Source organism: Lentzea sp. NPDC004789, from assembly GCF_053601075.1.
Genome location: NZ_JBSGBE010000014.1, coordinates 29,056 through 51,752 on the forward strand (window position 1 = coordinate 29,056; position 22,697 = coordinate 51,752).

A 22,697-nucleotide genomic window follows, 5' to 3' on the forward strand; every position below is an offset into this window, starting at 1 on the left:
ATGATCTCCCCCTTCCCGCGCCAGCCTCGCAGGCGCCCGCTGAGAGGGGACTGAGAGCTTGTGGCCGTGGTGATCCGGTGCCAGGTTGGTTGTTGACGTACCGACTGGTCCTCTGGGTGGGGAGATCACGGATGCGGCGGACAACGGTGTTCGGCCTGCTGGCGGTGTGCGGACTCGTGGCGGGATGCCTGGGGCAGACGCAGGGCGGTGATCAGGCGCGCAACGCCGATGCCAAGGAGATCACGCTGACCATCGTCGCCAACGCGGCGGCGGGCGGGAAGAACGCCCGCGGCGCCAACTGGTTGCAGAACTGGGTGATCCCGAAGTTCACCGAACTGCAGAAGGCGAAGGGCGTCACGGCGACCATCAGGTTCGAGCAGAACGGCGCCGGGGACGAGGACTACAAGACCAAGGTGGCGCTGGACCTCAAGACCGGTGGCGGCGGCGACATCATCGAGATCGACGGCATCTGGCTCGGCGAGTTCGCGCAGGCCGGGCAGATCAAGCCGCTGAACGAGGTGGTCGGCGACACCACCTGGGACGGCTGGAACCAGATCCCCAAGGCCGTGCAGGGGCTCGGCGAGTTCGACGGCAAGCGGTACGGCGTGCCGATGGGCACGGACGGGCGCGTGCTGTTCTACAACAAGAAGCTGTTCGCGCAGGCCGGGTTGCCCGCGGACTGGCAGCCCAGGTCGTGGCAGGACGTGCTCGACGCCGGCGCTCGGTTGAAGGCGCTGCCCGATGTCACACCGTTGCAGCTCAACGCCGGTACCGCGATGGGCGAGGCGACGACGATGCAGGGCGTGCTGCCCGCGTTGGCCGGCACCGGCAGGCCGATCTACGAGAACGGCAAGTGGCAAGGGGATTCGGCTCAGCTCAAGGACGTCCTCGGGCTCTACCGGAAGATCTACGGCGGTGGGCTCGGCGATCCCGTGCTGCAGCAGGAGGCCAAGGGCCGCGACCGGTCGTTCCAGCTGTTCAGCCAGAACCGGATCGGCGTGCTGCTGGAGGGCGACTACTTCTGGCGCTCGGTGGTGGAACCCCGCAACGGCGTGGCGAAGATGGCCGACCGCGACACCGCCGTGGGCTGGGCTCTGGTGCCGGCGCAGCGGCCCGGCTCGGGGGTGGGCGGGCAGGACTTCGTGAGCATGTCCGGTGGTGGCGTGCGGGTGATCAACCCCAACACGAAGTACCCGAGGCAGGCGTGGGAGTTCCTGCGGTTCCTCAACTCCGCCGAGGCGGTGAAGGAGTCGCTCGCCGGGACCGCGCAGCTCACCCAGCGCCAGGACGTCAACGACCAGGTGCTCAAGGGCGACCCGATGCTGACGTTCGTCGCGGAGGAGGTCCTGCCGATCACCCGCTACCGGCCGGGGCTCGCCGACTACCCGAAGGTGTCGGCGGCGCTGCAACAGGCCACCGCCGATGTGGTGGCGGGCAAGAGTCCGGACGACGCGGCACGTGCGTACCGCGAGGCGCTGGTGAAGGCGGTCGGTGAGGGCAACGTTGGATAGCTCCGGGCTGGGGGTGCGGCGCGCGGTCGCGTTCGTGGCGCCCGCGCTGGTGCTGATCGGGGTCTTCCTGGTGTTCCCGGCGCTCTGGACGCTCTACATCGGCATCACGGACTACCAGCTGACCGGACCCGCGGCGGCCCACCCGCGCGTGGTGGGGCTGGACAACGTCGTCAACGCCGTGCGCGACCCGTTGTTCACGAACTCGGTGTGGCTGACGGCGTTGTTCGTGCTGGGGTCCGCGGTGGTCGGGCAGAACGCGCTCGGCTTCGGGCTGGCGTGGCTGCTGCGCACGGTCCGGCCGGGGCTGCGGCGGACCGTCGAGGGGCTCGTGCTGCTGTCGTGGATCCTGCCGGGCACGGTCGTGGCGTACCTGTGGTTCGCGGTGCTCAGCCGCGACACCGGCACGCTCGGCCTGCTGCTCGGGTCGCCGCGGACGGCCTGGCTGGTGCAGTACCCGATGACCAGCCTGATCGTCTTCAACGTGTGGCGCGGCACGGCGTTCTCGATGCTGCTCTACACCTCGGCGCTGGCCGCGGTGCCGCCGTCGCAGCTGGAGACCGCGCGGCTGATGGGGGCGTCGGCGTGGCAGACGGTGCGGGACGTGGTGTTCCCGCACATCCGCGGGCACGTGCTGACGAACACCCTGCTGATCAGCCTGTGGACGGCCAACGACTTCACGCCGTTCCTGCTGACCGCTGGCGGGCCGAACCACGAGTCCGAGGTGCTGCCGGTGCTGATCTACCGGCAGGCGCTGGAGAGCGGGCAGCTCGGGTACGCGTCCGCGATGTCGTTGCTGCTGCTGGTGGGCAACCTGGCGATCGCCCTGGTGTACCTGAGGTTGCTGCGGAGGCGCGCATGAGTCCTCTGTGGATCGTCCGCAGGATCGGACTCTACGTGCTGATCGCGGTCGTGCTGGCGTTCTTCGCGGTGCCGATGCTGTGGCTCGCCTCGGCGCCGTTCGACGCGAAACCCGGTCTGGGGCTGAGGTGGCCGGACTGGACGCCGGCCAACGTCACGGCGACGTTCGAACACCCGTACGCGCTGACGTCGTTGGTGAACTCGTTGGTGCTGTGCGTGATCGCGACCGTCGTGACGACGGTGCTGGCCGCGCTGGCGGCCTACGCGTTGTCGCGCGTGCGGATCCCCGGCCGGGACCTCCTGCTGTACCTGCTGTTGCTGCTGTCGAGCGTGGTGACCGGCACGGCCGCGATGGTGCCGATCTTCGTGATGATGCTGCAGCTCGGCCTGATCAACTCGCGGTTCGGCACGGCGCTGGTCATCGCGGGTGGCATGCTGCCCGCGGCGATCTTCATCCTCAAGGACTTCATGGACGCCGTGCCGCGCTCGTACGAGGAGTCGGCGCGGGTGTTCGGCGCCTCACCGCGCCAGGTGCTGGGCCACGTCGTGCTGCCGGTCGCGCGGCCAGGGGTGGCCACGATCTTCGTGTGGGCGTTCGTCAACGCCTGGGGCAACTTCCTGCTGCCGTTCCTGCTGCTGCGCGACGTCGGCCGGCAGCCGGCGGCGGTGCTGCTGCGCACCCTCTACGACGAGGGCGGCAGCGCCGACCTGACGGTGATCCCGGTGTTCTCGCTGCTGTACTCGATCCCGGTGGTCGTGCTGTACCTGTTCGTGAACAGGCGGTACGGGTTCCGGTTCCACGGAGGCATCAAGAGCTGATGGCGGGCATCACGATCGCCGGTCTGTCCACGGTCTACCCCAACGGGGTGCGGGCGGTCGACTCGCTCGACCTCGACGTTCCCGACGGTGAGCTGTTCGCGTTGCTCGGACCGTCCGGCTGCGGCAAGACGACCCTGCTGCGCACGATCGCGGGTCTCGAAGGCGCCTCGGAGGGGACGGTCGGCATCGGTGCGCGGGACGTCACGCGGTTGCCGCCCGGTGACCGCCGGGTCGCGATGGTGTTCCAGGACTACGCGCTGTTCCCGCACATGACCGTCGCGGAGAACATCGCCTACCCGTTGCGGGTGCGGGGCGCGGCGAAGTCCGTGCAGCGGGAGACCGCCGTGCGCACGGCCGACGGCCTGAGCCTCGGCGGGTTGCTGGATCGCCGCCCCGGCCAGCTCTCCGGCGGTCAGCAGCAACGGGCGGCGCTGGCCCGCGCGGTCGCCGCGTCCGCCGAGGTGCTGCTGCTGGACGAGCCGCTGTCCAATCTGGACGCTCGACTGCGGTTGGAGGCGCGGACGTTCCTGAAGAGGCTGCAGCGCGAACTGGCGCTGACGACCGTCTTCGTGACGCACGACCAGGCCGAGGCGCTGGCGCTGGCCGATCGGATCGCGGTCATGGACGCGGGACGGATCCGGCAGCTCGGCACGCCGCGCGAGGTCTTCCAACGGCCGGCGGACACGTTCGTCGCGAACTTCATCGGCTCGACGCCGATGAACCTGGTGCCGCGCGGTGCCGAGATCATCGGTGTGCGGCCCGAGTACCTGGCGCCCGCCGCGGAAGGGCTGTTCACCGGTTCGGTGTCCATTGTGGAGAACCTCGGCGTGACGTCGCTGGTGACGCTGGACTGCGGTGAGGACCAGATCGGCTACGTCGTGCCGGAGGACCGCGAACCCGAGGTCGGCACCACGGTGACCGTCACCGCCCCCGCTGCCCGCGTGCTGCGCTACGACCAGGAGACCGGCCTACTCGTGAGGTGAGGAGATGTTCCAGACCGACGGTTACGAGACGTACGGCGACCTGCTGGCCCCGGCCAGGTTCGAGGCCCTGGCCCGGCACTTCGACCGCAAGCTGGCGGCCCTGCCGGCGGGAGAGCGGCCGGAGCACATGGACGTGCCGCACCTGACCGATCCGGCGCTGTTCGAGTGGCTGCTCGACCCGGACGTGCTGGACCTCGTCGAGTCGCTGATCGGCCCGGACATCGCGCTGTTCTCGTCGCACTTCATCTGCAAGCCCGCGGGCGACGGCAAGCCCGTGCCGTGGCACCAGGACGCGCACTTCTGGCGCGACACCATCGACCCGCCGGGCGACGCGATCACCGTGTGGCTCGCGATCGACCCCTCGACGGTCGAGAACGGCTGCCTGCGGGTGATTCCCGGCAGCCATCTCGCGGCCGTGGAGCACACGGGTGGAGCCGACCCGTTCTTCAACCAGGAGACCTCGGTCGACGAGTCGCGCGCGGTCGACGTGGAGCTGGAGCGCGGCGCGTGCAGCGTGCACTCGGCCATGCTGGTGCACGGCAGCCCGCCGAACCGCAGCACGACCCGGCGCTGCGGCTACACCATGCGGTACATGCCGACGACGGTTCGCTTCCTGAAGTCCGGCGAACATCGGATCTATCTCGCTCGCGGCCGGGACCACGTCGGCAACACCTACGCGCCCGTGCCGTGGTCCGGTCCAGCTTGATCGATCCTCCACCTTGACCGGCCAGTGGACCGGCCATAGCGTACGGGAAAGCGCTTTCCGACCCAGGGGGCTTCGTGAAACCGGTTTCGGGGGACCGTTGGCGTGGTGTGGTCGAGCGGACGTGGCGTCCCGTCGCGCTGCTCGCCGCCTGCCTCGTGAGCTGGCACCTCATCACCGCCACGGGCCTGGTCGAGGCCTACCTGGTGCCGTCGCCAGGCCGCACGTTCGAGCTGCTCGTGGACAAGTGGTCCTACCTTTCGGCGCACACCTGGGTGACCACGTACGAGACGATCCTCGGCTTCGCCATCGCGGGCGTCCTCGGCGTCCTGGTCGCGGTCGCCATGGTCTGCTCCAGGACGGTCGAGAGCACGGCCTACCCGATCCTGCTGTTCGCGCAGGTCATCCCCAAGATCGCGATCGCGCCGCTGTTCGTCGTGTGGCTCGGCTTCGGCTTCGAGCCCAAGGTGGTCGTGGCGGTGCTGATGGCGTTCTTCCCGGTCGTGATCTCCACCGTCACCGGTCTGAAGTCGGTCGACGCCGAGATGCTCGAACTCGCCGCCACGATGGGCGGTGGCCCGGTCAGGACGTTCGTGAAGATCCGCTTCCCGGCCGCCCTGCCGCACCTGTTCGCGGGCCTGAAGGTCGCCGTCACGCTGGCCGTCACGGGTGCCGTGGTCGGCGAGTTCGTCGGCTCGAACGAAGGCCTCGGCTACGTGATCCTGCAGGCCAACGGCAACCTGGACACCCCGATGCTGTTCGCCGGCCTGATCGTGATCTCGGTCGTCGGCATCCTGCTCTTCCTCCTGCTCGACCTCGCCGAACAGCTGGTGCTGCCGTGGCACTCCAGCAGGCGTGGCGCCGCCGTCACAACCCTTCTCGCGAAAGGCGGATCATGAAGAGACTGTTCGCAGGTCTTCTCCCCGCGTTGCTGACGGTTGCGGCCTGCAGCGGCGGTTCGTCTGATGCCGATGGCGCGGCGAAGGAGGTCACCCTCACCCTCAACTGGTACCCGTACGGCGAGCACGCGCCGTTCTACTACGGCGTCAAGCAGGGGATCTTCGACAGGCACGGCATCAAGCTGAAGATCCAGGCGGGCCAGGGCTCCGGCAAGACCGTCCAGGCCACGGGCGCGGGCCAGACCGACTTCGGCTGGGCCGACACGTCCGCGCTCGCCACCGCCGTGGAGCAGGGCGTGCCGGTGAAGAGCGTCGGCGTGTTCCTGCAGACCACGCCCGCGTCCGTGCAGTTCTTCACCGAGAAGAACATCAGCAGGCCCGCGGACCTCAAGGGCAAGTCGGTCGCCACGACCGCCGGTGACGCGCTGACCAAGACCTTCCCCGCGTTCCTCAGGCAGAACGGCATGCAGGAGTCCGACGTCTCGATCCAGAACATCGACCCGGCGGGCAAGATGGCCGCGGTGATCTCCGGCCGCACCGACGTGCTGCTGGGCTTCGCGTCCGACCAGGGGCCGACGATCAAGGAGAAGTCCGGCAAGGAGGTCGGGTACCTGCGGTTCTCCGAGTTCGGCCTCAACTACTTCAGCAACGGGCTGCTGACCTCGAAGACGATGCTGCAGAAGGACCCCGAGCTGGTGAAGAAGATGGTCGCGGCCACGCAGGAGGCGTGGAGCGCGGCCGAGAAGGCGCCGGAGGCCGCGGCCGAGTCGATGAAGGGCGCCGCCGAGCAGCTGCCGTCGCCGGCGGTGGTGCTGGAGCAGTTCAGGACGACGCTGACGTTGCTGCACACCGATGCCACGAAGGACAAGGCGCCGGGCGTCAACACCGCGGACGACTGGAAGAAGACCATCGACACGTTCCAGAAGACCGGCATCATCAAGCAGGCCGCGGAACCTTCGGCCTACTGGGAAGAAAGCGCGGCCCCCAAAGGATGAGCACCACTTCGGCGGTCGCGGTCAACGACGTCTCCGTGCGCTTCCACTCGAAGCGCACGGAGGTCACCGCGATCGAGAGCGTGTCGCTCGACGTCGCGCCCGGCGAGTTCGTGTCGATCGTCGGGCCGTCCGGATGCGGCAAGTCGACGTTGCTGAAGCTGGTGTGCGGCCTGCTGAAACCGTCGTCGGGCACGGTGACGCTGCTGGGCGAGCAGGTGCGCGGGCCGCGGCACGACATCGGGTTCGTGTTCCAGCGGGCGGCGTTGCTGGAGTGGCGTTCGGCGCGCCGGAACATCCTGCTGCAGGCCGAGATGCGCGGCATGGACCGAGCCGAGGCGGGCAGGCGGGCCGGCGAGCTGATCGAGATGACCGGGCTCTCGGGGTTCGAGAACGCCCTGCCGCACGAGCTGTCCGGTGGCATGCAGCAGCGCGTGGCGTTGTGCCGCGCGCTGCTGCACCGGCCGCGCGTCCTGCTGATGGACGAACCGTTCGGCGCGCTGGACGCGTTGACGCGCGAGCAGATGAACGTCGAGCTGCACCGGGTGTGGCGGGAGACCGGCACGACGGTGCTGCTCGTGACGCACTCGATCGCGGAGTCGGTGTACCTGGCGAACCGCGTGATCGTGCTGACGCAGCGGCCCGCGCTGGTCAAGGAGGTCATCGACGTCGGCCTGCCCGCCGGGCGCGACTACTCCGCGACGATGGCCCGGCCGGAGTTCGCGTCGGCGACCGCGCACATCCGCGACCTGCTGGGGGCGGCGACCGGGCACGAATGACAGGACTTGACCGAACCCTTGTGACCGCTGTCACCCGTGGGTAAAGTCGGGCGGGCCGCCGCGTGGAAAGCGCTTTCCGCTGCCGTGCTGCCACGGCCTGGCCCACAGGGTGGTGGGGATGTACAGACGGTTGTCTCGTTTGACGGTCACAACCTTCGTGCTCTCGGCGTTGTTCGTGCCCGTCGCGCCGGCCCGGGCGGACGTGCCGATCGCCGACCCGTTGCCCACGCCCGGCACGTCCGGCATCGGCCTGGAGCTCACCGAGGTCGCGCAGCTGCCGCAGTCCACGCCCGTGCTGCCGCCGACCGACGCCCGCCTGCGCCGCTACAACAGGATCAACTACCTCGGCGAGGTGCCCGACGGTTCCGGACGGCTCTTCGTACCGGACATGAACGGCAAGCTCTACCTGCTCGACCACGGCGTGCAGCACGCGTACCTGGACCTGGGTGCCGCGGTGGGGCCCGACTTCCACGACCACAAGGGCCTGGGCAGCGGCTTCGGGTTCGCGGCGTTCCACCCGGACTTCCGGCGCAACGGCAGGTTCTACACCGTGCACACCGAGGCCGGCACCGCGCTGACGTCGAAGAAGCCGGACCTGTCGTCACCGCCGGACATGCAGGTGCACGGCGTGATCACCGAGTGGACCGCGTCCGACCCTGCCGCCGACGTGTTCGCCGGCACGCATCGCGAGATCCTGCGCGTGGGTTACGCGTCGTTCATCCACGGGTTCCAGGAGATCGGCTTCAACCCGAACGCGCACTGGTGGGACGAGGACTTCAACCTGCTCTACGTCGCGTCCGGTGACGGCGGCATCGGCGTTCAGTCGACCGTGCCGCAGGACTTGTCGGTACCGCAGGGCAAGATCCTGCGCATCGACCCGGCCGGCCACAACGGCGTGAACGGCCGGTACGGCATCCCGCGCTCGAACCCGTTCGTGCGCGAGGAAGGCGCGCTGGGCGAGATCTACGCGTACGGCATGCGCGACCCGTACCGGTTCAGCTGGGACTCCGGCGGTTCGCACAAGATGTTCCTCGGCCACATCGGGGAGAAGGCCGTCGACTCCGTCTACGAGGTGCGCAAGGGCGCCAACCTGGGCTGGAGCGAACGCGAGGGCTTCTGGGAGTTCCGCCGCGGCGACCCGTCCTGCGGTGTGTTCCCGCTGCCCGCGGACGACGCGAAGTACGGCTACACCTATCCCGTCACGGCGTTCGACCACAACCGCCTCGCCACCGCGCGACCGTGCGCCGACAGCGGCAACGCGCTGATGGGCGGCTTCGTCTACCGCGGCGCGAAGATCCCTTCGTTGCGCGGCAAGTACATCTACGGCGAGGGCGTGAAGGGGCTCATCTACTACGCCGAGGAACGCGAGATGCGTCTCGGCGAACCGATGGCCGCCACGCGCGAAATGATGGTCTACGCGGACGGTCAGCTGACCACGATGAAGGCGCTGGTCAACGACCCGAACCGGGTCGACCTGCGGTTCGGCCGGGACGCCGCCGGCGAGCTCTACGTGCTGGCCAAGGCGAACGGCAAGATCTGGAAGGTGACCGGGGCGCGCACGTTCGCCTCCTGCCGGTCCGGCCACGACTTCGTCGCCGGGGCCACGGGTGCGCGGTCGTGGGAGCCCGTGACGCCCGCGCTGTGGCAGTTCCCCGGCCGTGAGGTCGTGCTGGCCCAGCCGGGTGCGCCGCGTCCCGGCCCGCGCCGCCCGTTCGAGTACGCGGTGCTGAAGAAGGGACCGGAGTTCGGCTCGGTGCAGCTCGACGCGTCCGTGCGCCTGGACACCCCGGTGTCCGAGTCGAACCGGGACGTCATCATCGTGTTCGGCTACCGGTCCGACACCGAGTTCTACTACGCGCATCTCTCGTCCGACAACAAGATCTACCCGCACAACGGCATCTTCGTCGTCAACAACGCCGACCGCCTGCGGCTGGACCACCAGTGGGACGCCGCGCGGTCCGTCGGCGCACCACCCGCGGTCAGCGACACGGCGTGGCACCACGTGCGGGTCAAGCAGTGCGCCGACTCCGGCGAGATCGCCGTGTACCTGGACGGTTCCCCCTATCCGCTGATGACCGCCGTGGACAGGACGTTCCCGTCCGGCCGCGTCGGCTTCGGTTCGTTCGACAACATCGGCAGGCTGCGCGACCTGCGCGTGCACGGCAAGGGAGTGCGGTGATGAGACGACTGTTCGTCCTCGGTGTGGCAGCGGCGTTCTGCGTGGGCCTCGCCGCACCGGCACAGGCCACGTTCGGCACGGTCCTGCCGACCCTGACCCGCAACCTGGTGTCGTACTACGACTTCGAACACCCGGTGCGCGGCGACAAGACCCTCGAACAGGACGGCGGCCGCTCCGGCACCAGGTTGTCGCTGATCAACGGCGGCGCCGACATGCGCGTGCGCGACGGCGCTTTCCGGCGCAGCCGGAACTCGTTGCAGCTCAAGCAGGTCAACCCCACCGTCGCCGGCAACGACGACTGGAAGGCCGGGCTCTACAGCGAGTCCGGCGTGCCATCACTGCACGCCTTCAACGGCACCCGCGAGGCGTCGATCATGGGCTGGGTGAAGATGACGGGCCAGAACCCCGCCCCGAACTCGAACTCGGCCGACCCGAACGACTTCTACGGCGCGATCGGCCTCGCCGGCGTGCTGTCCGGCGACTCCAACGGCCACGCGGTGCGAGCCCTGCTGGAGCTCATCCAGGTCGACGGCGAACTGAAGCTCGTCGCGCTCGGGCGGCGGATCGACGGCGGCGACTCGCAGACGTTCGCGGCGACCGAGGACTGGCAGAAGCTGCTGCCGCAGGACGAATGGGTGTTCCTGTCGGCCACGTTCGACTTCGACACCGGCGCGATGCTCCTGTACCGCAACGGAAAACCGCTGGCCGGCAGGTACGTCGTCACCGGCGACCCGTGGCGGCTCGAAGGCGCGCCCGAGCCGGACCTGGCCTCGCCCACCGACCCGCGCGGGATCAAGATCGGCGGCAGCTACCCGCAGAACACCCGCGAGGGCAACGCGTGCAACTGCCGGATGGACAGCCTGATGTTCCTCGACCGCGTCGCGCAGCCGTGGGAGGTGAACCTGCAGTACCACTGGATGAGGGGCTGATCCCGTCAGAGCGTCGCGAGCCGGACCGCCTTCGCCATCGCCTCGAACCCCTTGTCACCGGGGTGCAGGTGGTCGCCCTGGTCGTAGTCGGGCCGGATCCGCTGCGGATCGGACGGATCGCGGATCACCGCGTCGAAGTCCACGACGGCGTCGAAGCCCGCGCCGGTGCGGATGAACACGTTCACGGCCTGCCGCACCGACTCCAGCTCGTCGGTGTAGCTGTTCCAGCCCTTGAACGGCGTGATGGTCGCGCCGATCACGCGCAGGCCGCGGTCGTGCGAGCGGGCGGCGATCTGCTTCAGCGCGGCGATGATCTTCGCCGGGTCGGTCTCGTGCGGGGTCTGCTGGATGTCGTTGATGCCCTCGAAGACGATGACCGTGCGGACGCCGGACTGGGTGAGCACGTCGCGGTTCAGCCGCGCCAGGGCGTTCGGGCCCGCCGATCCGCCGTCGAGCAGCAGGCGGTTGCCGCTGATGCCCGCGTTCAGCACGCCCAGGCGGGTGTTGACGCGGTCGGCGAGCTGGTCGGGCCAGCGGAGGTTCGCGCCCCAGGTCGAGTTGGCACCGTCGGTGATCGAGTCGCCGAGGGCCACGACGGCACCGCGCAACGTCGAGGAGCGGACGTCGACGCCGGAGAGGTAGTGCCAGGCCGTGGTGCGTTCGCGGAAGGCGGCGGACGACTCGTCGGCCGTGTGGTCGCCGTCGCGGGTGAAGTAGGAGTTCTGCATCGTGAGCTGGTGGTGGGTGACCGGGCCGCCCGGCGACGGGGTGAAGACGCTGACCAGGAGGTCGGAGTCGGCCGGGACGGTCAGGGCCACGCCGTCGCTCACCACGTCGGCGCCGGGTGGGGCGGTGATCGACGGGGAGCCGCCGAACGTCAGGGTGCGCATCGTGCCGGGCAACGCGGTGGGGGTGTCCGGGCCGGCCGCGCGGGCCACGGTCACGGCGCCGAACTGGATCGGCGTGCGGCCGTAGGCGTTGGAGAGGCGGACGCGGAGCTCACGGCCGCCCGCGCTGACGTGCACGATGTTGCGGATCGAGAAGTTCGGGTAGCCGTTGTCGGTGCCGGGGACGGCCGACGACGGTGCGGCGGCCCAGGTGCCGACCCAACTCGCGGGTGCGGCTTGGGCCGGTGCGGCTGCCGCCACGAACAACGCCACTGCCAGCAGGAAGCGTGTCATGCACTCGACCTTGGCAGCGCTCTCGCGGGCGCGCTAGCCGCCGATCTTCGGATCTGGGTTGCGTCCGGCAAGGGCTTAGGCTGCGGGCTGTGTGGAACGGGGCTGAGTACCAGCGCAGGTTCGACGAGCTCGCCGAGTCGGGCGTGGACGTGCACGGCGAGGCGGCGTTCGTGCGCGCCTACGCGCCGAAGACCGTGCTGGACGCGGGCTGCGGCACCGGGCGAGTGGCGATCGAGCTGGCCAGGCACGGCATCGAGGTCGTCGGCGCGGACGTCGACGAGTCGATGCTGGCGCACGCCCGCGAGCAGGCACCGGACCTCACCTGGGTGCGGTCCGACCTGGCCGAGCTCGACCTCCGGCGCACGTTCGACGTGGTCGTCATGGCGGGCAACGTGCCGTTGTTCACCGCGCCGGGTACGCAGGACCGGCTGGTGGCGGGGGTCGCCCGGCACGTGGGCAAGGTGCTCGTCGCCGGGTTCAGCCTCGACCGCGGGTACACGGCAGAGGAGTACGACGAGCACTGCGCACGGGCCGGGCTGCGGCTCGCCGAGCGGTTCGCCACCTGGGACCGGCAGGAGTTCCGCGGCGGCGACTACGCCGTGTCGGTCCACCTGGCCTGACCTGGGCTCACCCCCGCGCGTTGACGTGCAGCGCGAGTGCGGTGCCCGCTCCCAGCGTGGCGGTGAACCTGCCGGACGAGTCGACCGTGACGCGGACGCAGCCGTTCTCCTGCACGTTGCAGTAGGTGCCGGCGGGCAGCGAGGTCTGGAACGTCTGCGTCACCGCGAAGGTCTCCCGGTTGATCGCGACGAAGCCCTTGTTGCCGCGGCCGAACGCGATGGCCTGGTAGCCGTTGTCCCACCAGTTCGTCACGTCGGTGCCGGCGACGGTGTTGCGGAACGCGACCATGTTCGCGATCTGCGTCCACACGTGCTGGCACTTCCAGCCGCTGAAGCACACCGAGTTGCCGGGAGGGCCCGCGTCCTTGTCGGTGAACTCGTAGCCCGAGTACACCTGCGGCGAGCCGTAGTTCCAGGCGAGCATGAACACGTTGGCCAGCGTGTAGGTCGAGTTGTCCTTGTACGACAACGTGGAACCGTTGCGCTCGGTGTCCCAGTTGTCGACGAACGCCCTGGCCTGGCCGCTGGGCAGGTAGCCCCACGACTGGCCGAACGTGCGCAGGTAGGCGAGCCGTTCGCTGAGGAAGATCCGCTTCAGGTCGTAGGCGTAGCGGAACTCGTCCACGTCACCGGAACCGGTGTACTCGCCCGGCTGCACGGCTTCACCGGCACCGTAGATGACCTCGTGCACCCAGAAGACGTTCGGGTCGGTCAGCTTGGCCTTGATCGCGGCGAGGTCGGCGGCGGCGATGTGCTTGGCCGCGTCGATCCGGAACCCGTCCACGCCCATGCCGATCAGCCGGTTCAGGTAGCCGGCGATCGCGCCGCGCACGTAGTCGCTGCCGGTGTCGAGATCGGACAGCTGGACCAGTTCGCAGTTCTGGACGTTGGACCGGTCCTGGTAGTTCGTGATGGCCGTGCGGCACGAGTGGAAGTCCCAGTCGCTGTACAGGCCGGGGTAGTTGTACTTCGAGTAGCTCGAACCGCCGGTGCCGGTGCCAGATCCGGCGCTCATGTGGTTGACCACCGCGTCGGCGATGACCTTGACGCCCGCCTGGTGGCAGGTGGTGATCATGTTCCGGAACGCGGTCTCGTCACCGAGGCGGCCGGCGACGGAGTAGCTGACCGGCTGGTAGGAGGTCCACCACTGGGGGCCCTGGACGTGTTCGGTGGCAGGGGACACCTCCACGTAGCCGTAGCCCTTGGGGCCCAGCACGCCGGTGCACTCCGAGGCCACTCGGGTGAACGGCCACTGGAACAGGGTGACGGTGACGTCCTTGTTGCCCGGTGGTGCCGCAAAAGTTTGCACAGGTGCGCACAGGCCGGTGACCAGGACGGCCACCAGCAGGGCGCGAAGAGCCGAGGAAACCACGTTGTCTCCTTGCCGCAGGGATGCTTCACCCGGTCGTACCAGCCGGTGGCGTCCGCCGGGAGGGGTTGCAAGAACTTTCGGGCCGAATTCGTCCGGCCGGTCCACAGTGGAATGCCGGTGATTCGCACGTGTCCGCGCGCTCGCGGGCGCTACGGTAGCGGCGTGACGTCGTGGCTCGATGTGATCAACTACGTGCGGCTCCGGTACGAGGTGCTGGAGGAGACCGCTGACTGGTTGCGCTTCCGGCTGGACCTGGCCGGTGAGCGGACTCAGCAGGTGTCCGTGCACCACCTGCCCGACCTGGACGGCCAGGAGTGGGTGGAGATCTCCTCACCCGTCGGCCGGGCCGACGAGGTCGACCTCCGCCGGTTCCTGGAGCTGGCCGGCGCGCCGGAGCTCGGTGGTGCGGCGGTCGTGGACGGCCTCGCGCTGCTCAAGCACACGGCGCCGCTGGAGGACCTGAGCATCCGCGAGGAGTTCGAGCGGCCGCTCACCCTGCTGGTCGCCCGTGCCGACGCGATCGAGCACGAGCTGACGAGCGGCGACGACTTCTGACGGGGCCTGCCTGCTTCAGGCCAGCAGCTTCGCGGCCGCCCACGTCACCGCGTCGGCCGTCGCGGTCGGGGAGCCCGACGGCTGCATCACGTGGCTGAGCACGTGCCGGACGATCAGGTCGATCGCGATGTCCAGCTCGTGGCCGCCGAGTGACAGCGCGTAGGTCCGCAGGCATCGCGACACCACGGCCTTCGCCGCGTCCAGCAGGCCCTCGGTGTGGGTGGTGAGCAACGGCAGGAGTTCGGTGTTCGCGCCGTGCGTCGCGGAGACCACGGCGTGCAGCAAGGCGTTGCCCTGCGCGAGTTCCAGCACGTTCCGCACGGCCGCGCGGATGGCTTCGAGCACGTCGCCGGGGTGTTCGTCGAACGCGGCGGTGACCACGGTGAGGAAGCGGTCGAGCTCGGCGAGCACGACCGCTTCGGCCAGCTGGGGCTTGGCACCCACCTCGTTGTAGACGGTCTGCCGGCTCACGCCCAGCTCGGCGGCCAGGCGCGCCATGGTGACGGCCTGCCAGCCCTGGTCGGTGATGAGCTTGGCGGTGACCGACAGGATCGCGTCGCGCAGTGGTGTCATGGGGCTCCGATGGGTGCGAAGTCGACCTTTTCCCGCACTCCGCAGTCGGGGCAGCACCAGGAGTCGGGGACGGCCGACCACGGCGTTCCCGCCGGGAACCCCTCGCGGGGCGCACCGACCGCGGCGTCGTAAACGTAGCCGCAACCCGGGCAGCGGCCACCTGCGGCACGCCCGTCGAGCATCTCCGCGATGTCCTCAGTGGACTGAGAGCGGGTGGGGGCGGCCGGCCGCGGGTAGCGGGCGAGGACCTTCTCGCGTTGTGGCGGGTGGATGTTCGCGCGGCTGATGTCGCCGTCGAAGTGGGCGAGCACCCGCGGGTCCATGACGCGGCGCCACAACGGCGGCACCAGCGCGAGCAGGATCATGCCCGCGTACCCGGTGGGCAGCACCGGCGACTCCGCGAAGTCCCGCAGCGTCTGGTAGCGGCGCACGGGGTTCGCGTGGTGGTCGCTGTGCCGCTGCAGGTGGTACAGCAGGACGTTCGTGGCGATGTTGTTGGAGTTCCAGCTGTGGCTGGGGTTCACCCGCTCGTACCGGACCCGGCCGGGGACGCCGACCTTCTGCCGCAGCATGCCGTAGTGCTCCATGTAGTTCACGACTTCCAGCAACGAGAAGCCGACCACGGCCTGCAACACCAGGTACGGCAGGATGCCCGGGCCGAGCCACCAGATCATCGCGCCCCACAGCACCGCCGACATCAGCCACGCGTTGAGCACGTCGTTGCCGATGCGCCACGGGTGGCGGTCGCGGCGGCCGTAGCGCTTCTTCTCCAGCCGCCACGCGCTTTTCACCGACCCGGCGACGGTGCGCGGCCAGAACCGGTAGAAGCTCTCGCCGACCCGCGCGCTCGCGGGGTCCTCCGGCGTCGCGACGCGCACGTGGTGGCCGCGGTTGTGCTCGATGTAGAAGTGGCCGTAGAAGCTCTGCGCCAGCGCGATCTTGGACAGCCAGCGCTCGTGGCTCTCCTTCTTGTGCCCCAGCTCGTGCGCGGTGTTGATGCCGATGCCGCCGATGGCGCCGATCGACACCGCGAGTCCGATCTTGTCCACAACGGATAGACCGCCGGTCGCGATCGTGTGGAACGCCACCGCGAAGCCCGCGTACTGGATCGGCAGGAAGAGGAACGTGATCCAGCGGTAGTAGCGGTCCTGCTCCAGGGCCTCGATCAGCTCGTCCGGCGGGTTGGAGCGGTCCAGCCCGGCCAGCAGGTCGATGACGGGAACGATCACCAGCACCACGATCGGCCCGGTCCACAGCCACACGCCCCAGCCGGTGAGCGCGTGCAGCCCCAGTGCCGCGAAGGCGAGCGACGGGACCACCAGGCCGATCAGCCACAGGTAGCGCTTGCGGTCCTTCCACTGCTCGGTCGAGCTCGCTGTGACAGTGCCCGTCATCACCGCTCCTCCCGTTGCCTTGACAAAACGGTAGGAGATGTAAAGCCGGTTTGACAAGTGGGCGTCAGATGTAAAGTGACACCTGCTTCGCGGCCTTCACGAACGCCCTGGTGAGCGGGTCGTCCCGGACCCAGGCGACGACGACGGGACTGGGCGGCAGGTCGGTGAGCGGCACGACCTTCAGCTCGCCGAGGTCGTGGCCGAGCGGCGCCAGGCCGACGGTTCCGTTCCACAGCACCGACTGCACGCACTCCTGCACCGCGCGGACGACCGGTCCAGTGCGCGGCCGGCCGCCGTTCCAGTAGCTCTGCCAGATCTCGTCGGTGCCTTCCGGGAACTGGAACCACGTGCGGTCGGCCAGGTCGGCGCTGGTGAGGTGGTCGCGCCGGGCGAGCGGGTCGTCCGCGCGCAGTACCGCGCCGACCGGATCTTCGCGCAGCACCAGGGTTTTCAGGCCTCGCGTGTCGAACGGGCCGCGCGTCAGGGCGACGTCGACCTGGTTGGTGCGCAGGCCGCAGGTGGGGTCGGTCAGGTCCGCCTCGCGGACGCGGATCTCGACGTGGGGGTGGTCGCGCCGGAACGCGGCGGCGATCCGGGCGGCGCCGCGGTCGGAGAGGAGGCCGACGGTGAGCGTCCCGCGCGCGAGTGTCGTGCGGATGCGGTCTGCGTGGTCGAGCAGGATCTTGGCTTCGTGCAACAGGGTCCGGCCGGGTTCGGTGAGCGTGACGCCGGCGGGGGACCGGTGCAGCAGCGTGACGCCGAGGTCGGCTTCGAGGTGTTTGATCGCCCGGCTCAGCGGCGGCTGGCTCAGGTGCAGTCGCCGGGCGGCGCGGCCGAAGTGCAGCTCCTCGGCGACCGCGACGAAATAACGCAGGGTCCGCAGCTCCATGACCAGGCACGATACGCGTCCGGTATCGGCTGTGCCGACATGGTCTTGGACGGCGGGTGGGGTCCGGCGGTGGAGTTGGGGCATGAACCTTCCTGACCCGGTCGTCCAGGTTTCCGGTGCCGTCGAGGTGGCCCCTGATGTCGTGGTGATCCCGAACGAGCACGTCGGCCTCGTGCCCAACATCGGTGTCATCGGTGGCACCGACGCCGTCCTGGTGGTGGACACCGGCCTCGGCGTCGCCAACGCCTCGGAGGTGCTCGCGTTCGCGACCGAGATCGCACGCGGCCGGCGGATCCACCTGACGACGACGCACTTCCACCCGGAGCACGCGTTCGGGGCTTCGGCGTTCGCCGGCTCCTACGTGGTGAACCGGGCGCAGGCGCTGGATCTCGACCGCAAGGGCGCGGCCTACCTGGAGATGTTCCGCGGGTTCGGCGGCGCGGTGGCCGACCGGCTGGCGGACGTGTCCGTACCGGTGCCGGACGAGGTGTTCGACGGCGTGCGCACGCTCGACCTCGGTGGCCGCTCGGTGGTGCTCAGGCCCACCGGGCGCGGGCACACGCTGGGGGACCAGGTGGTCGAGGTGCCGGACGCGGGCGTGCTGTTCACCGGCGACCTGGCCGAGACCGGTCAGTTCGCGATCTTCCCGTGGTTCCCTCCGCACGACACCGACGTCTCCGGGGTGGGCTGGATCGAGGTGATGGACCGGTTGGTCGCGTCCGCGCCGCGGATCGTCGTTCCCGGTCACGGGACGGTCGGTGGTCCCGAGGTGCTGGCGGAGGTGCGGGACTACCTGCGCGAACTGCGGGACGAGACGTGGCGCCGTCGCGACTCGGCCGATGTCGCCGCGGAGGTGCGGGCGGTGCTGGTCGAGCGGTATCCGGAGTGGACCGGGCAGGAGTGGATCGAGCGCGGGGTCGGTTGCTTCTGTAATTTCAGTGTTGACTAAAGATGATCCTCGCCCAGGTGCTCGCGGATGACCTTCTTGGGCACACACATCGTCCAGGCCCCGACGACGAGCTCGGTCATCTCCTCGACGTCCAGCTCGGCCATCGAGGCGTGCACCCACTGGAACCGCATGTCGGACCGGCTCGGGAACGCGAACTTGACCGGGTCGCTCGCGACCAGCGCCTCGCGTTCCTCGCGCGGGTAGCCGAAGCCGAGCACGGTCTCGTCGCGTGACAGCGCCGCGTAGACGATCCGGCCCACGCGGAACTTCACGCGGTCGCGGATCAGGTGTTCGGTGGTGCGCGGCAACGACAGTGCCACGGCACGGATGTCGGCGACGGTGACCATCAGGCAATCCTGTACGCCGCGGCGCCGTTGTGCAGGTGGTTCGCGCGGCCGTGCGCGTCGGAACCGATCAGGGGCTTCGCGATCGGCTCGGTCAGGTCCATCACTCGATCCTGGGCAACGCGTTGATGTTGTGGAGGAACTTCGCGCGGCCTTCGTCGTCGCGGCCGACGAACGTGGCGACGTAGTGCGTGCCGAACTCCGGTTCTCGCGTGATGATCGAGTGGTCGTCGAAGCGGACGACCTCCATGCGGTCGTGCGCTTCCTCGCCGTCGCGGAAGAGGTAGTCGAGGAACGCGCGGTCGCCTTCGCGGCTCAGCACGTAGTCGACCTTCGTGCCGCGGTACGTGCCGCACATCCAGTCCTCGGCCGGTGCGGGGTCCGCCGGCGGGGTGGGGCGCGGTGGCGTGTCGACGCCCGCCAGGTCGCGCAGGGTGTGGGTGATGACCTCGTGGGCGAGCGGGGCGCCGCCGAGGCCGTTGGTCAGCACCGCGACGGCGACGCCCTTCGACGGGACCACGCGCAGGAAGGCCTTCTGGCCGATGGTGGTGCCGGTGTGGCCGACGACGCCGTCACCGTGGAGCATCCAGCCGAGTCCCCAGCGCGGCGCGCCGAGGTTCGGGGGCACGGTGACCTGGGGTTCGCGCAGTTCGGCGAAGTCGGTCAGGTGCAGGCGGACGAACGTCAGCAGGTCGTGGGCGCTCATGGCCAGTTGGGCGCCGCACGGGGCGTTGGAGTAGGCGAGTGCCCACGTCTTGACCGGCGCGAGCGTGCCGTTGACGAGTTCGTGGCCGACGGCCGCGCGGTGCAGGATCGCGTCGTAGGCGTTGGTGGAGACGGTTTTCAGGCCGAGCGGGGTGACGAGCTCCTCGCGCAGCACGTCGTGGAAGGGCTTGCCGCGCAGCACCTCGACGACGCGGCCGAGGACGGTGAACCCGGTGTTGCTGTAGGAGAACATCGTGCCGGGTGGGAAGAGCTGGTCGGCGGTGCGCAGGGTGGCGACGAACTTCGCGACGGCGTCGTCGGAGACGCCGGTGTCGGTGAAGAGGTTGCCGTCGACGCCGTTCGTGTGGGTGAGCAGGTGCCTGGCGGTGACGGACTCCGCGGCGTGAGGATCGCTCAGTTGAAAATCTGGCAAATACCTACGAATCGGACAATCGAGGTCCAGCGCGCCTTCGTTCACCAACCGCTGTGCCAAAGTCGAGGTCCAGATCTTCGTGATCGAACCGATCTGGAACACCGAGTCCGGCGTCGTCTCGACTCCTGTCCGGAGGTTCAGCACGCCCGCTGAGTGTTCCTCGATTTCGCCGTTGGCCAGCACTGCGACCTGCGCGCCCGGCACCTGGTGCCGCGCAACGAGTTCGGTCAGGTTCCACCCCATGGAAAAGGACCCTACCGAGGCGGAAGGCCAATTGAGACCGGTGTGAATTCCGGAATGGTGAGAGCGAGACCACACTCGCGTCCCCTTTTCACTCGATCGGGTGAAAAGTGGGCCAATGAACTTAAGACGCTCCCTTCCGGCTCTGTTATCCGCAGTGCTCGCCGCGTCCTTCTTGGCGGCCGGCCCGGCCGAGTCGGTCACGCCGAAGCAGAGTCCCGTCAACGTCACGCCCGGCGCCATCCGGTTCGACCCGCACGCGCCCGCGCTCGACGTCTCGTACGGGCACTCCGCGCTGGAGCTGAAGTACATCCGCAAGGACGCGGCGAAGCCGGACGGCTGCACGACCCGTGACCACGAGGAGACCGAGGAGGCGGACGTCGCGCCCGGTTCCGGGCACGTCACCGTCGCCGGCACCCGGTACGACCTGGTGCAGTTCCACTTCCACACCCCGTCCGAGCACCAGTTCGGCGGGCACGGCACGCCGCTGGAGATGCACCTCGTCCACCGCAGTGCGGAGGGCAAGCTGCTGGTGATCGGCGTTCCGCTGGTCGTCGGCGCGCACTCGGTCGTGGACGACGTGCTGGCCACGCTCGCACCTGAGTGCGGGACGCCGGTCGAGATCGCGCCGATCGACCTCAACCGGCTGCTGCCGGCGTACGGTCACGAGACGCTGCACTACACCGGTTCGCTCACCACGGCGCCGTTCACCGAGGGCGTCGAGTGGTACCTCACGGGCGAGCAGCACGTGACGGCGGCGACCATCGCGCGCTTCAAGGGGTTGTTCACGGCGGGCAACGCCCGTGCGACGCAGCCGCTCAACGGGCGGACCCTCGTCGAGGTGCCGTTCATCTGATCCGGTTCTCGATGAAGGGTCCCGGGCAGGAAGGGGCCCTTCATCGTGCTGTGAGCAGCGGCACCGCCGGGAAGTCTTCTGAAGCGCGTCAGAAAGGACGTAAAATCGTTTCGGAAGCTAACTAGTCGTCAGTCTGGGGAAGCCTTGAACACGACCCGCGCCATGACCGCGCTCGCGCTCGGCGGGTTCGGCATCGGTACGACCGAGTTCGCGACGATGGGGCTGCTGCCCCAGATCGCGGCGACCTTCCAGATCCCGGACTACGAGGCCGGCCACGCCATCAGCCTCTACGCCGCCGGAGTCGTCGTCGGCGCGCCGTTGATCGCGGTGCTCGGGGCGAAGCTGCCGCGCAAAGGCATGCTCATCGGGCTGATGCTCGCCGTGGCGCTGGGCAACGGGCTGTCCGCCGCGGCTCAGGACAAGACGCTTCTGCTCGTGTCGCGGTTCGTCGCCGGACTGCCGCACGGCGCGTTCTTCGGCATCGCGGCGGTGGTGGCGGCGACGCTGGTTGCCCCCGAACGGCGCGGCACGGCCGTTGCGCGCGTGATGGTCGGTCTGACCGTGGCGAACCTCGTGGGCGTACCGCTCGCGACGGCCGCGGGGCAGCAGATCGGCTGGCGCACGGCGTACCTGGCGGTCGCGGTGATCGCGCTGGTGACGGCGGCGGCCATCGCGGCGTGGGTGCCGCGGGTGCCCGCGGTCGAGGGTGCGTCGATGAAGGGCGAGGTCCGCGCGTTCGGCCGGCCCACGGTGTGGTTCGCGATCTTCACCGGCATGATCGGCTTCGGCGGCATGTTCGCCGTGTACTCCTACGTCGCCCCGCTGACCACCGAGGTCGCCGGGCTGCCGGCCGGTGCGGTGCCGTGGATGCTGGCCGTGTTCGGGCTGGGCATGACGCTCGGCGCGACGTTCGGCGGCCGGTTCGTGGACCGGTCGGCGATGGGCTCGGTGTTCGGCGGCCTGGTCGCGGTCTGCCTGATCCTGGTCCTCTTCGGACTCACCGCGACCGTGCCGGTGTTCATGTTCCTCTTCCTGTTCCTGCTCGGGTTCGTCGTCCAGATCCTGGCCGCGGCCCTGCAGATCCGGCTGATGGACGCCTCGCCGGACGCGCCCTCGCTCGCGTCGTCGTCGAACCACTCGTCGCTCAACGTCGCCAACGGCGCGGGCGCGTGGCTCGGCGGCCTGGCGATCGCGGCGGGCTGGGGCTACACCTCCACCGCGTGGGTCGGCGTCGCGCTTTCGCTGGCAGGACTGGCGATCGCGGCCGCGTCGATGGTCTACGAGCGGCGCGCCTTCACGCGGGAGACCACGAACCGGACGATGGCGATGGCCAGCGCGGCGAGCACGGCCGTGGAGACCCAGCCCAGGTAGCGGTCCACCAGCTCCCAGTTCTCGCCGAGCGCGTAGCCGGTGAGGATCAGCGCGGTGTTCCACACCAGGCTGCCCGCCGCGGTGTAGAGGGTGAACTTCACGATCGGCATCCCGGACACCCCGGCGGGGACGGAGATCAGGCTCCGCACCACCGGCACCATCCGCCCGGCGAACACGGCGGCGTTGCCGTGCCGGTCGAACCACGCGTCGGCTTTGTCCACATCGGACACGGAGACGAACGGCAGCCGGTCCGCGATCCGCCGCACCCGGTCGAGCCCGAGCCAGGCACCCGCGCCGTACAGCACCAGCGCGCCGGCGACCGATCCCGCGGTGGTCCACAGGATCGCGGCGAGCAGCGAGATCCTGCCCTGACCCGCGGTGAACCCCGCCAGCGGCAGGATCACCTCGCTCGGCACCGGCGGGAACAGGTTCTCCAGCGCCACCGCCAGTCCCGCGCCGGGCGAGCCCAGCGCCTCCATCAGCGCAGTGATCCACTCCATGCACGTGATCTACCCGTTTTGCCCCACCCCTCAACCCGTGGGTGGAGACGGATCTCCACCTGG

23 protein-coding genes are annotated in these 22,697 nt (G+C 69.5%); 15 read left to right on the top strand and 8 right to left on the bottom strand.

Annotated elements, in window-relative coordinates; translation table 11 throughout:
• Positions 1–131 precede the first annotated feature (131 nt).
• The 10 genes from ACWEIJ_RS28715 (at position 132) to ACWEIJ_RS28760 (ending at position 10,652) form a co-directional block, all read left to right on the top strand.
• On the top strand, positions 132–1,511 hold the full coding sequence (locus ACWEIJ_RS28715; protein ID WP_449840352.1) for an extracellular solute-binding protein: 1,380 nt from the start codon (positions 132–134) through the stop codon (positions 1,509–1,511).
• Positions 1,492–2,370: a carbohydrate ABC transporter permease gene (locus tag ACWEIJ_RS28720; RefSeq protein WP_449840353.1), complete on the top strand. Its 879-nt coding sequence runs from the start codon at positions 1,492–1,494 to the stop codon at positions 2,368–2,370. Before ACWEIJ_RS28715 ends, ACWEIJ_RS28720 begins: the two co-directional genes overlap by 20 nt.
• Positions 2,367–3,188: a carbohydrate ABC transporter permease gene (locus ACWEIJ_RS28725; protein WP_449840354.1), complete on the top strand. Its 822-nt coding sequence runs from the start codon at positions 2,367–2,369 to the stop codon at positions 3,186–3,188. Before ACWEIJ_RS28720 ends, ACWEIJ_RS28725 begins: the two co-directional genes overlap by 4 nt.
• Positions 3,188–4,171: an ABC transporter ATP-binding protein gene (locus ACWEIJ_RS28730; protein ID WP_449840355.1), complete on the top strand. Its 984-nt coding sequence runs from the start codon at positions 3,188–3,190 to the stop codon at positions 4,169–4,171. Before ACWEIJ_RS28725 ends, ACWEIJ_RS28730 begins: the two co-directional genes overlap by 1 nt.
• A gap of 4 nt (positions 4,172–4,175) precedes the next feature.
• A complete protein-coding gene (locus tag ACWEIJ_RS28735; protein WP_449840356.1) occupies positions 4,176–4,877 on the top strand; it encodes a phytanoyl-CoA dioxygenase family protein in 702 nt (233 codons plus the stop codon).
• Positions 4,878–4,951: 74 nt separating this feature from the next.
• Positions 4,952–5,773, top strand: a complete 822-nt coding sequence (locus ACWEIJ_RS28740; protein WP_449840357.1) for an ABC transporter permease — start codon at positions 4,952–4,954, stop codon at positions 5,771–5,773.
• Positions 5,770–6,768 carry an ABC transporter substrate-binding protein gene (locus ACWEIJ_RS28745; protein WP_449840358.1) on the top strand — a complete coding sequence of 333 codons (999 nt, stop codon included), beginning with the start codon at positions 5,770–5,772 and terminating at the stop codon, positions 6,766–6,768. Before ACWEIJ_RS28740 ends, ACWEIJ_RS28745 begins: the two co-directional genes overlap by 4 nt.
• Positions 6,765–7,544, top strand: coding sequence for an ABC transporter ATP-binding protein (locus tag ACWEIJ_RS28750; protein ID WP_449840359.1), 780 nt, complete (start codon positions 6,765–6,767; stop codon positions 7,542–7,544). The genes ACWEIJ_RS28745 and ACWEIJ_RS28750 overlap by 4 nt, the downstream gene beginning before the upstream one ends.
• Positions 7,545–7,683: 139 nt before the next feature.
• Positions 7,684–9,723 (top strand): PQQ-dependent sugar dehydrogenase, encoded by a 2,040-nt coding sequence (locus tag ACWEIJ_RS28755; protein WP_449840360.1) that lies wholly within the window; start codon positions 7,684–7,686, stop codon positions 9,721–9,723.
• A complete protein-coding gene (locus tag ACWEIJ_RS28760) occupies positions 9,723–10,652 on the top strand; it encodes a LamG-like jellyroll fold domain-containing protein (RefSeq protein ID WP_449840361.1) in 930 nt (309 codons plus the stop codon). The genes ACWEIJ_RS28755 and ACWEIJ_RS28760 overlap by 1 nt, the downstream gene beginning before the upstream one ends.
• Positions 10,653–10,657: 5 nt before the next feature.
• Here ACWEIJ_RS28760 and ACWEIJ_RS28765 read toward each other — a convergent pair whose 3' ends face one another.
• Positions 10,658–11,833 (bottom strand): SGNH/GDSL hydrolase family protein, encoded by a 1,176-nt coding sequence (locus ACWEIJ_RS28765; protein WP_449840362.1) that lies wholly within the window; start codon positions 11,831–11,833, stop codon positions 10,658–10,660.
• Between the two features lie 89 nt (positions 11,834–11,922).
• Between ACWEIJ_RS28765 and ACWEIJ_RS28770 the strand changes: the two genes are divergently transcribed.
• Entirely contained in the window at positions 11,923–12,453 is a 531-nt protein-coding gene (locus tag ACWEIJ_RS28770; protein WP_449840363.1) for a class I SAM-dependent methyltransferase, read from the top strand.
• Between the two features lie 7 nt (positions 12,454–12,460).
• Here the strand turns inward: ACWEIJ_RS28770 and ACWEIJ_RS28775 are convergent, their stop codons facing one another.
• Positions 12,461–13,825, bottom strand: a complete 1,365-nt coding sequence (locus ACWEIJ_RS28775; protein ID WP_449840364.1) for an alpha-amylase — start codon at positions 13,823–13,825, stop codon at positions 12,461–12,463.
• Positions 13,826–13,987: 162 nt separating this feature from the next.
• Here ACWEIJ_RS28775 and ACWEIJ_RS28780 point away from each other — a divergent pair, with 162 nt between their 5' ends.
• Positions 13,988–14,380 carry a hypothetical protein gene (locus ACWEIJ_RS28780; RefSeq protein WP_449840365.1) on the top strand — a complete coding sequence of 131 codons (393 nt, stop codon included), beginning with the start codon at positions 13,988–13,990 and terminating at the stop codon, positions 14,378–14,380.
• A 15-nt stretch (positions 14,381–14,395) separates the two neighbouring features.
• Here the strand turns inward: ACWEIJ_RS28780 and ACWEIJ_RS28785 are convergent, their stop codons facing one another.
• The 3 genes from ACWEIJ_RS28785 to ACWEIJ_RS28795 all read right to left on the bottom strand — a co-directional run bounded on the left by ACWEIJ_RS28785 (position 14,396) and on the right by ACWEIJ_RS28795 (position 17,236).
• Positions 14,396–14,953, bottom strand: a complete 558-nt coding sequence (locus ACWEIJ_RS28785; protein ID WP_449840366.1) for a TetR family transcriptional regulator — start codon at positions 14,951–14,953, stop codon at positions 14,396–14,398.
• Entirely contained in the window at positions 14,950–16,347 is a 1,398-nt protein-coding gene (locus ACWEIJ_RS28790) for a fatty acid desaturase (RefSeq protein ID WP_449840367.1), read from the bottom strand. The genes ACWEIJ_RS28785 and ACWEIJ_RS28790 overlap by 4 nt, the downstream gene beginning before the upstream one ends.
• A gap of 64 nt (positions 16,348–16,411) precedes the next feature.
• Positions 16,412–17,236: a LysR family transcriptional regulator gene (locus ACWEIJ_RS28795; protein WP_449840368.1), complete on the bottom strand. Its 825-nt coding sequence runs from the start codon at positions 17,234–17,236 to the stop codon at positions 16,412–16,414.
• An 82-nt stretch (positions 17,237–17,318) separates the two neighbouring features.
• On the opposite strand from ACWEIJ_RS28795, the gene ACWEIJ_RS28800 reads away from it, so the two are divergent.
• Positions 17,319–18,185, top strand: coding sequence for an MBL fold metallo-hydrolase (locus ACWEIJ_RS28800; RefSeq protein WP_449840369.1), 867 nt, complete (start codon positions 17,319–17,321; stop codon positions 18,183–18,185).
• On the opposite strand, the gene ACWEIJ_RS28805 is transcribed toward ACWEIJ_RS28800, so the two are convergent.
• A complete protein-coding gene (locus ACWEIJ_RS28805) occupies positions 18,182–18,532 on the bottom strand; it encodes an MmcQ/YjbR family DNA-binding protein (RefSeq protein ID WP_449840370.1) in 351 nt (116 codons plus the stop codon). The two genes, ACWEIJ_RS28800 and ACWEIJ_RS28805, sit on opposite strands and share 4 nt — an antisense overlap.
• Before the next feature lie 100 nt (positions 18,533–18,632).
• Positions 18,633–19,910, bottom strand: a complete 1,278-nt coding sequence (locus tag ACWEIJ_RS28810) for a serine hydrolase domain-containing protein (RefSeq protein ID WP_449840371.1) — start codon at positions 19,908–19,910, stop codon at positions 18,633–18,635.
• Between the two features lie 154 nt (positions 19,911–20,064).
• Here ACWEIJ_RS28810 and ACWEIJ_RS28815 point away from each other — a divergent pair, with 154 nt between their 5' ends.
• Complete coding sequence (locus tag ACWEIJ_RS28815; protein WP_449840372.1) at positions 20,065–20,763, top strand: carbonic anhydrase family protein; 699 nt, start codon at positions 20,065–20,067, stop codon at positions 20,761–20,763.
• Between the two features lie 144 nt (positions 20,764–20,907).
• Entirely contained in the window at positions 20,908–22,134 is a 1,227-nt protein-coding gene (locus ACWEIJ_RS28820) for an MFS transporter (protein ID WP_449840373.1), read from the top strand.
• Here ACWEIJ_RS28820 and ACWEIJ_RS28825 read toward each other — a convergent pair.
• On the bottom strand, positions 22,041–22,634 hold the full coding sequence (locus ACWEIJ_RS28825; protein ID WP_449840374.1) for a DedA family protein: 594 nt from the start codon (positions 22,632–22,634) through the stop codon (positions 22,041–22,043). The genes ACWEIJ_RS28820 and ACWEIJ_RS28825 overlap by 94 nt on opposite strands.
• Positions 22,635–22,697: the final 63 nt, after the last annotated feature.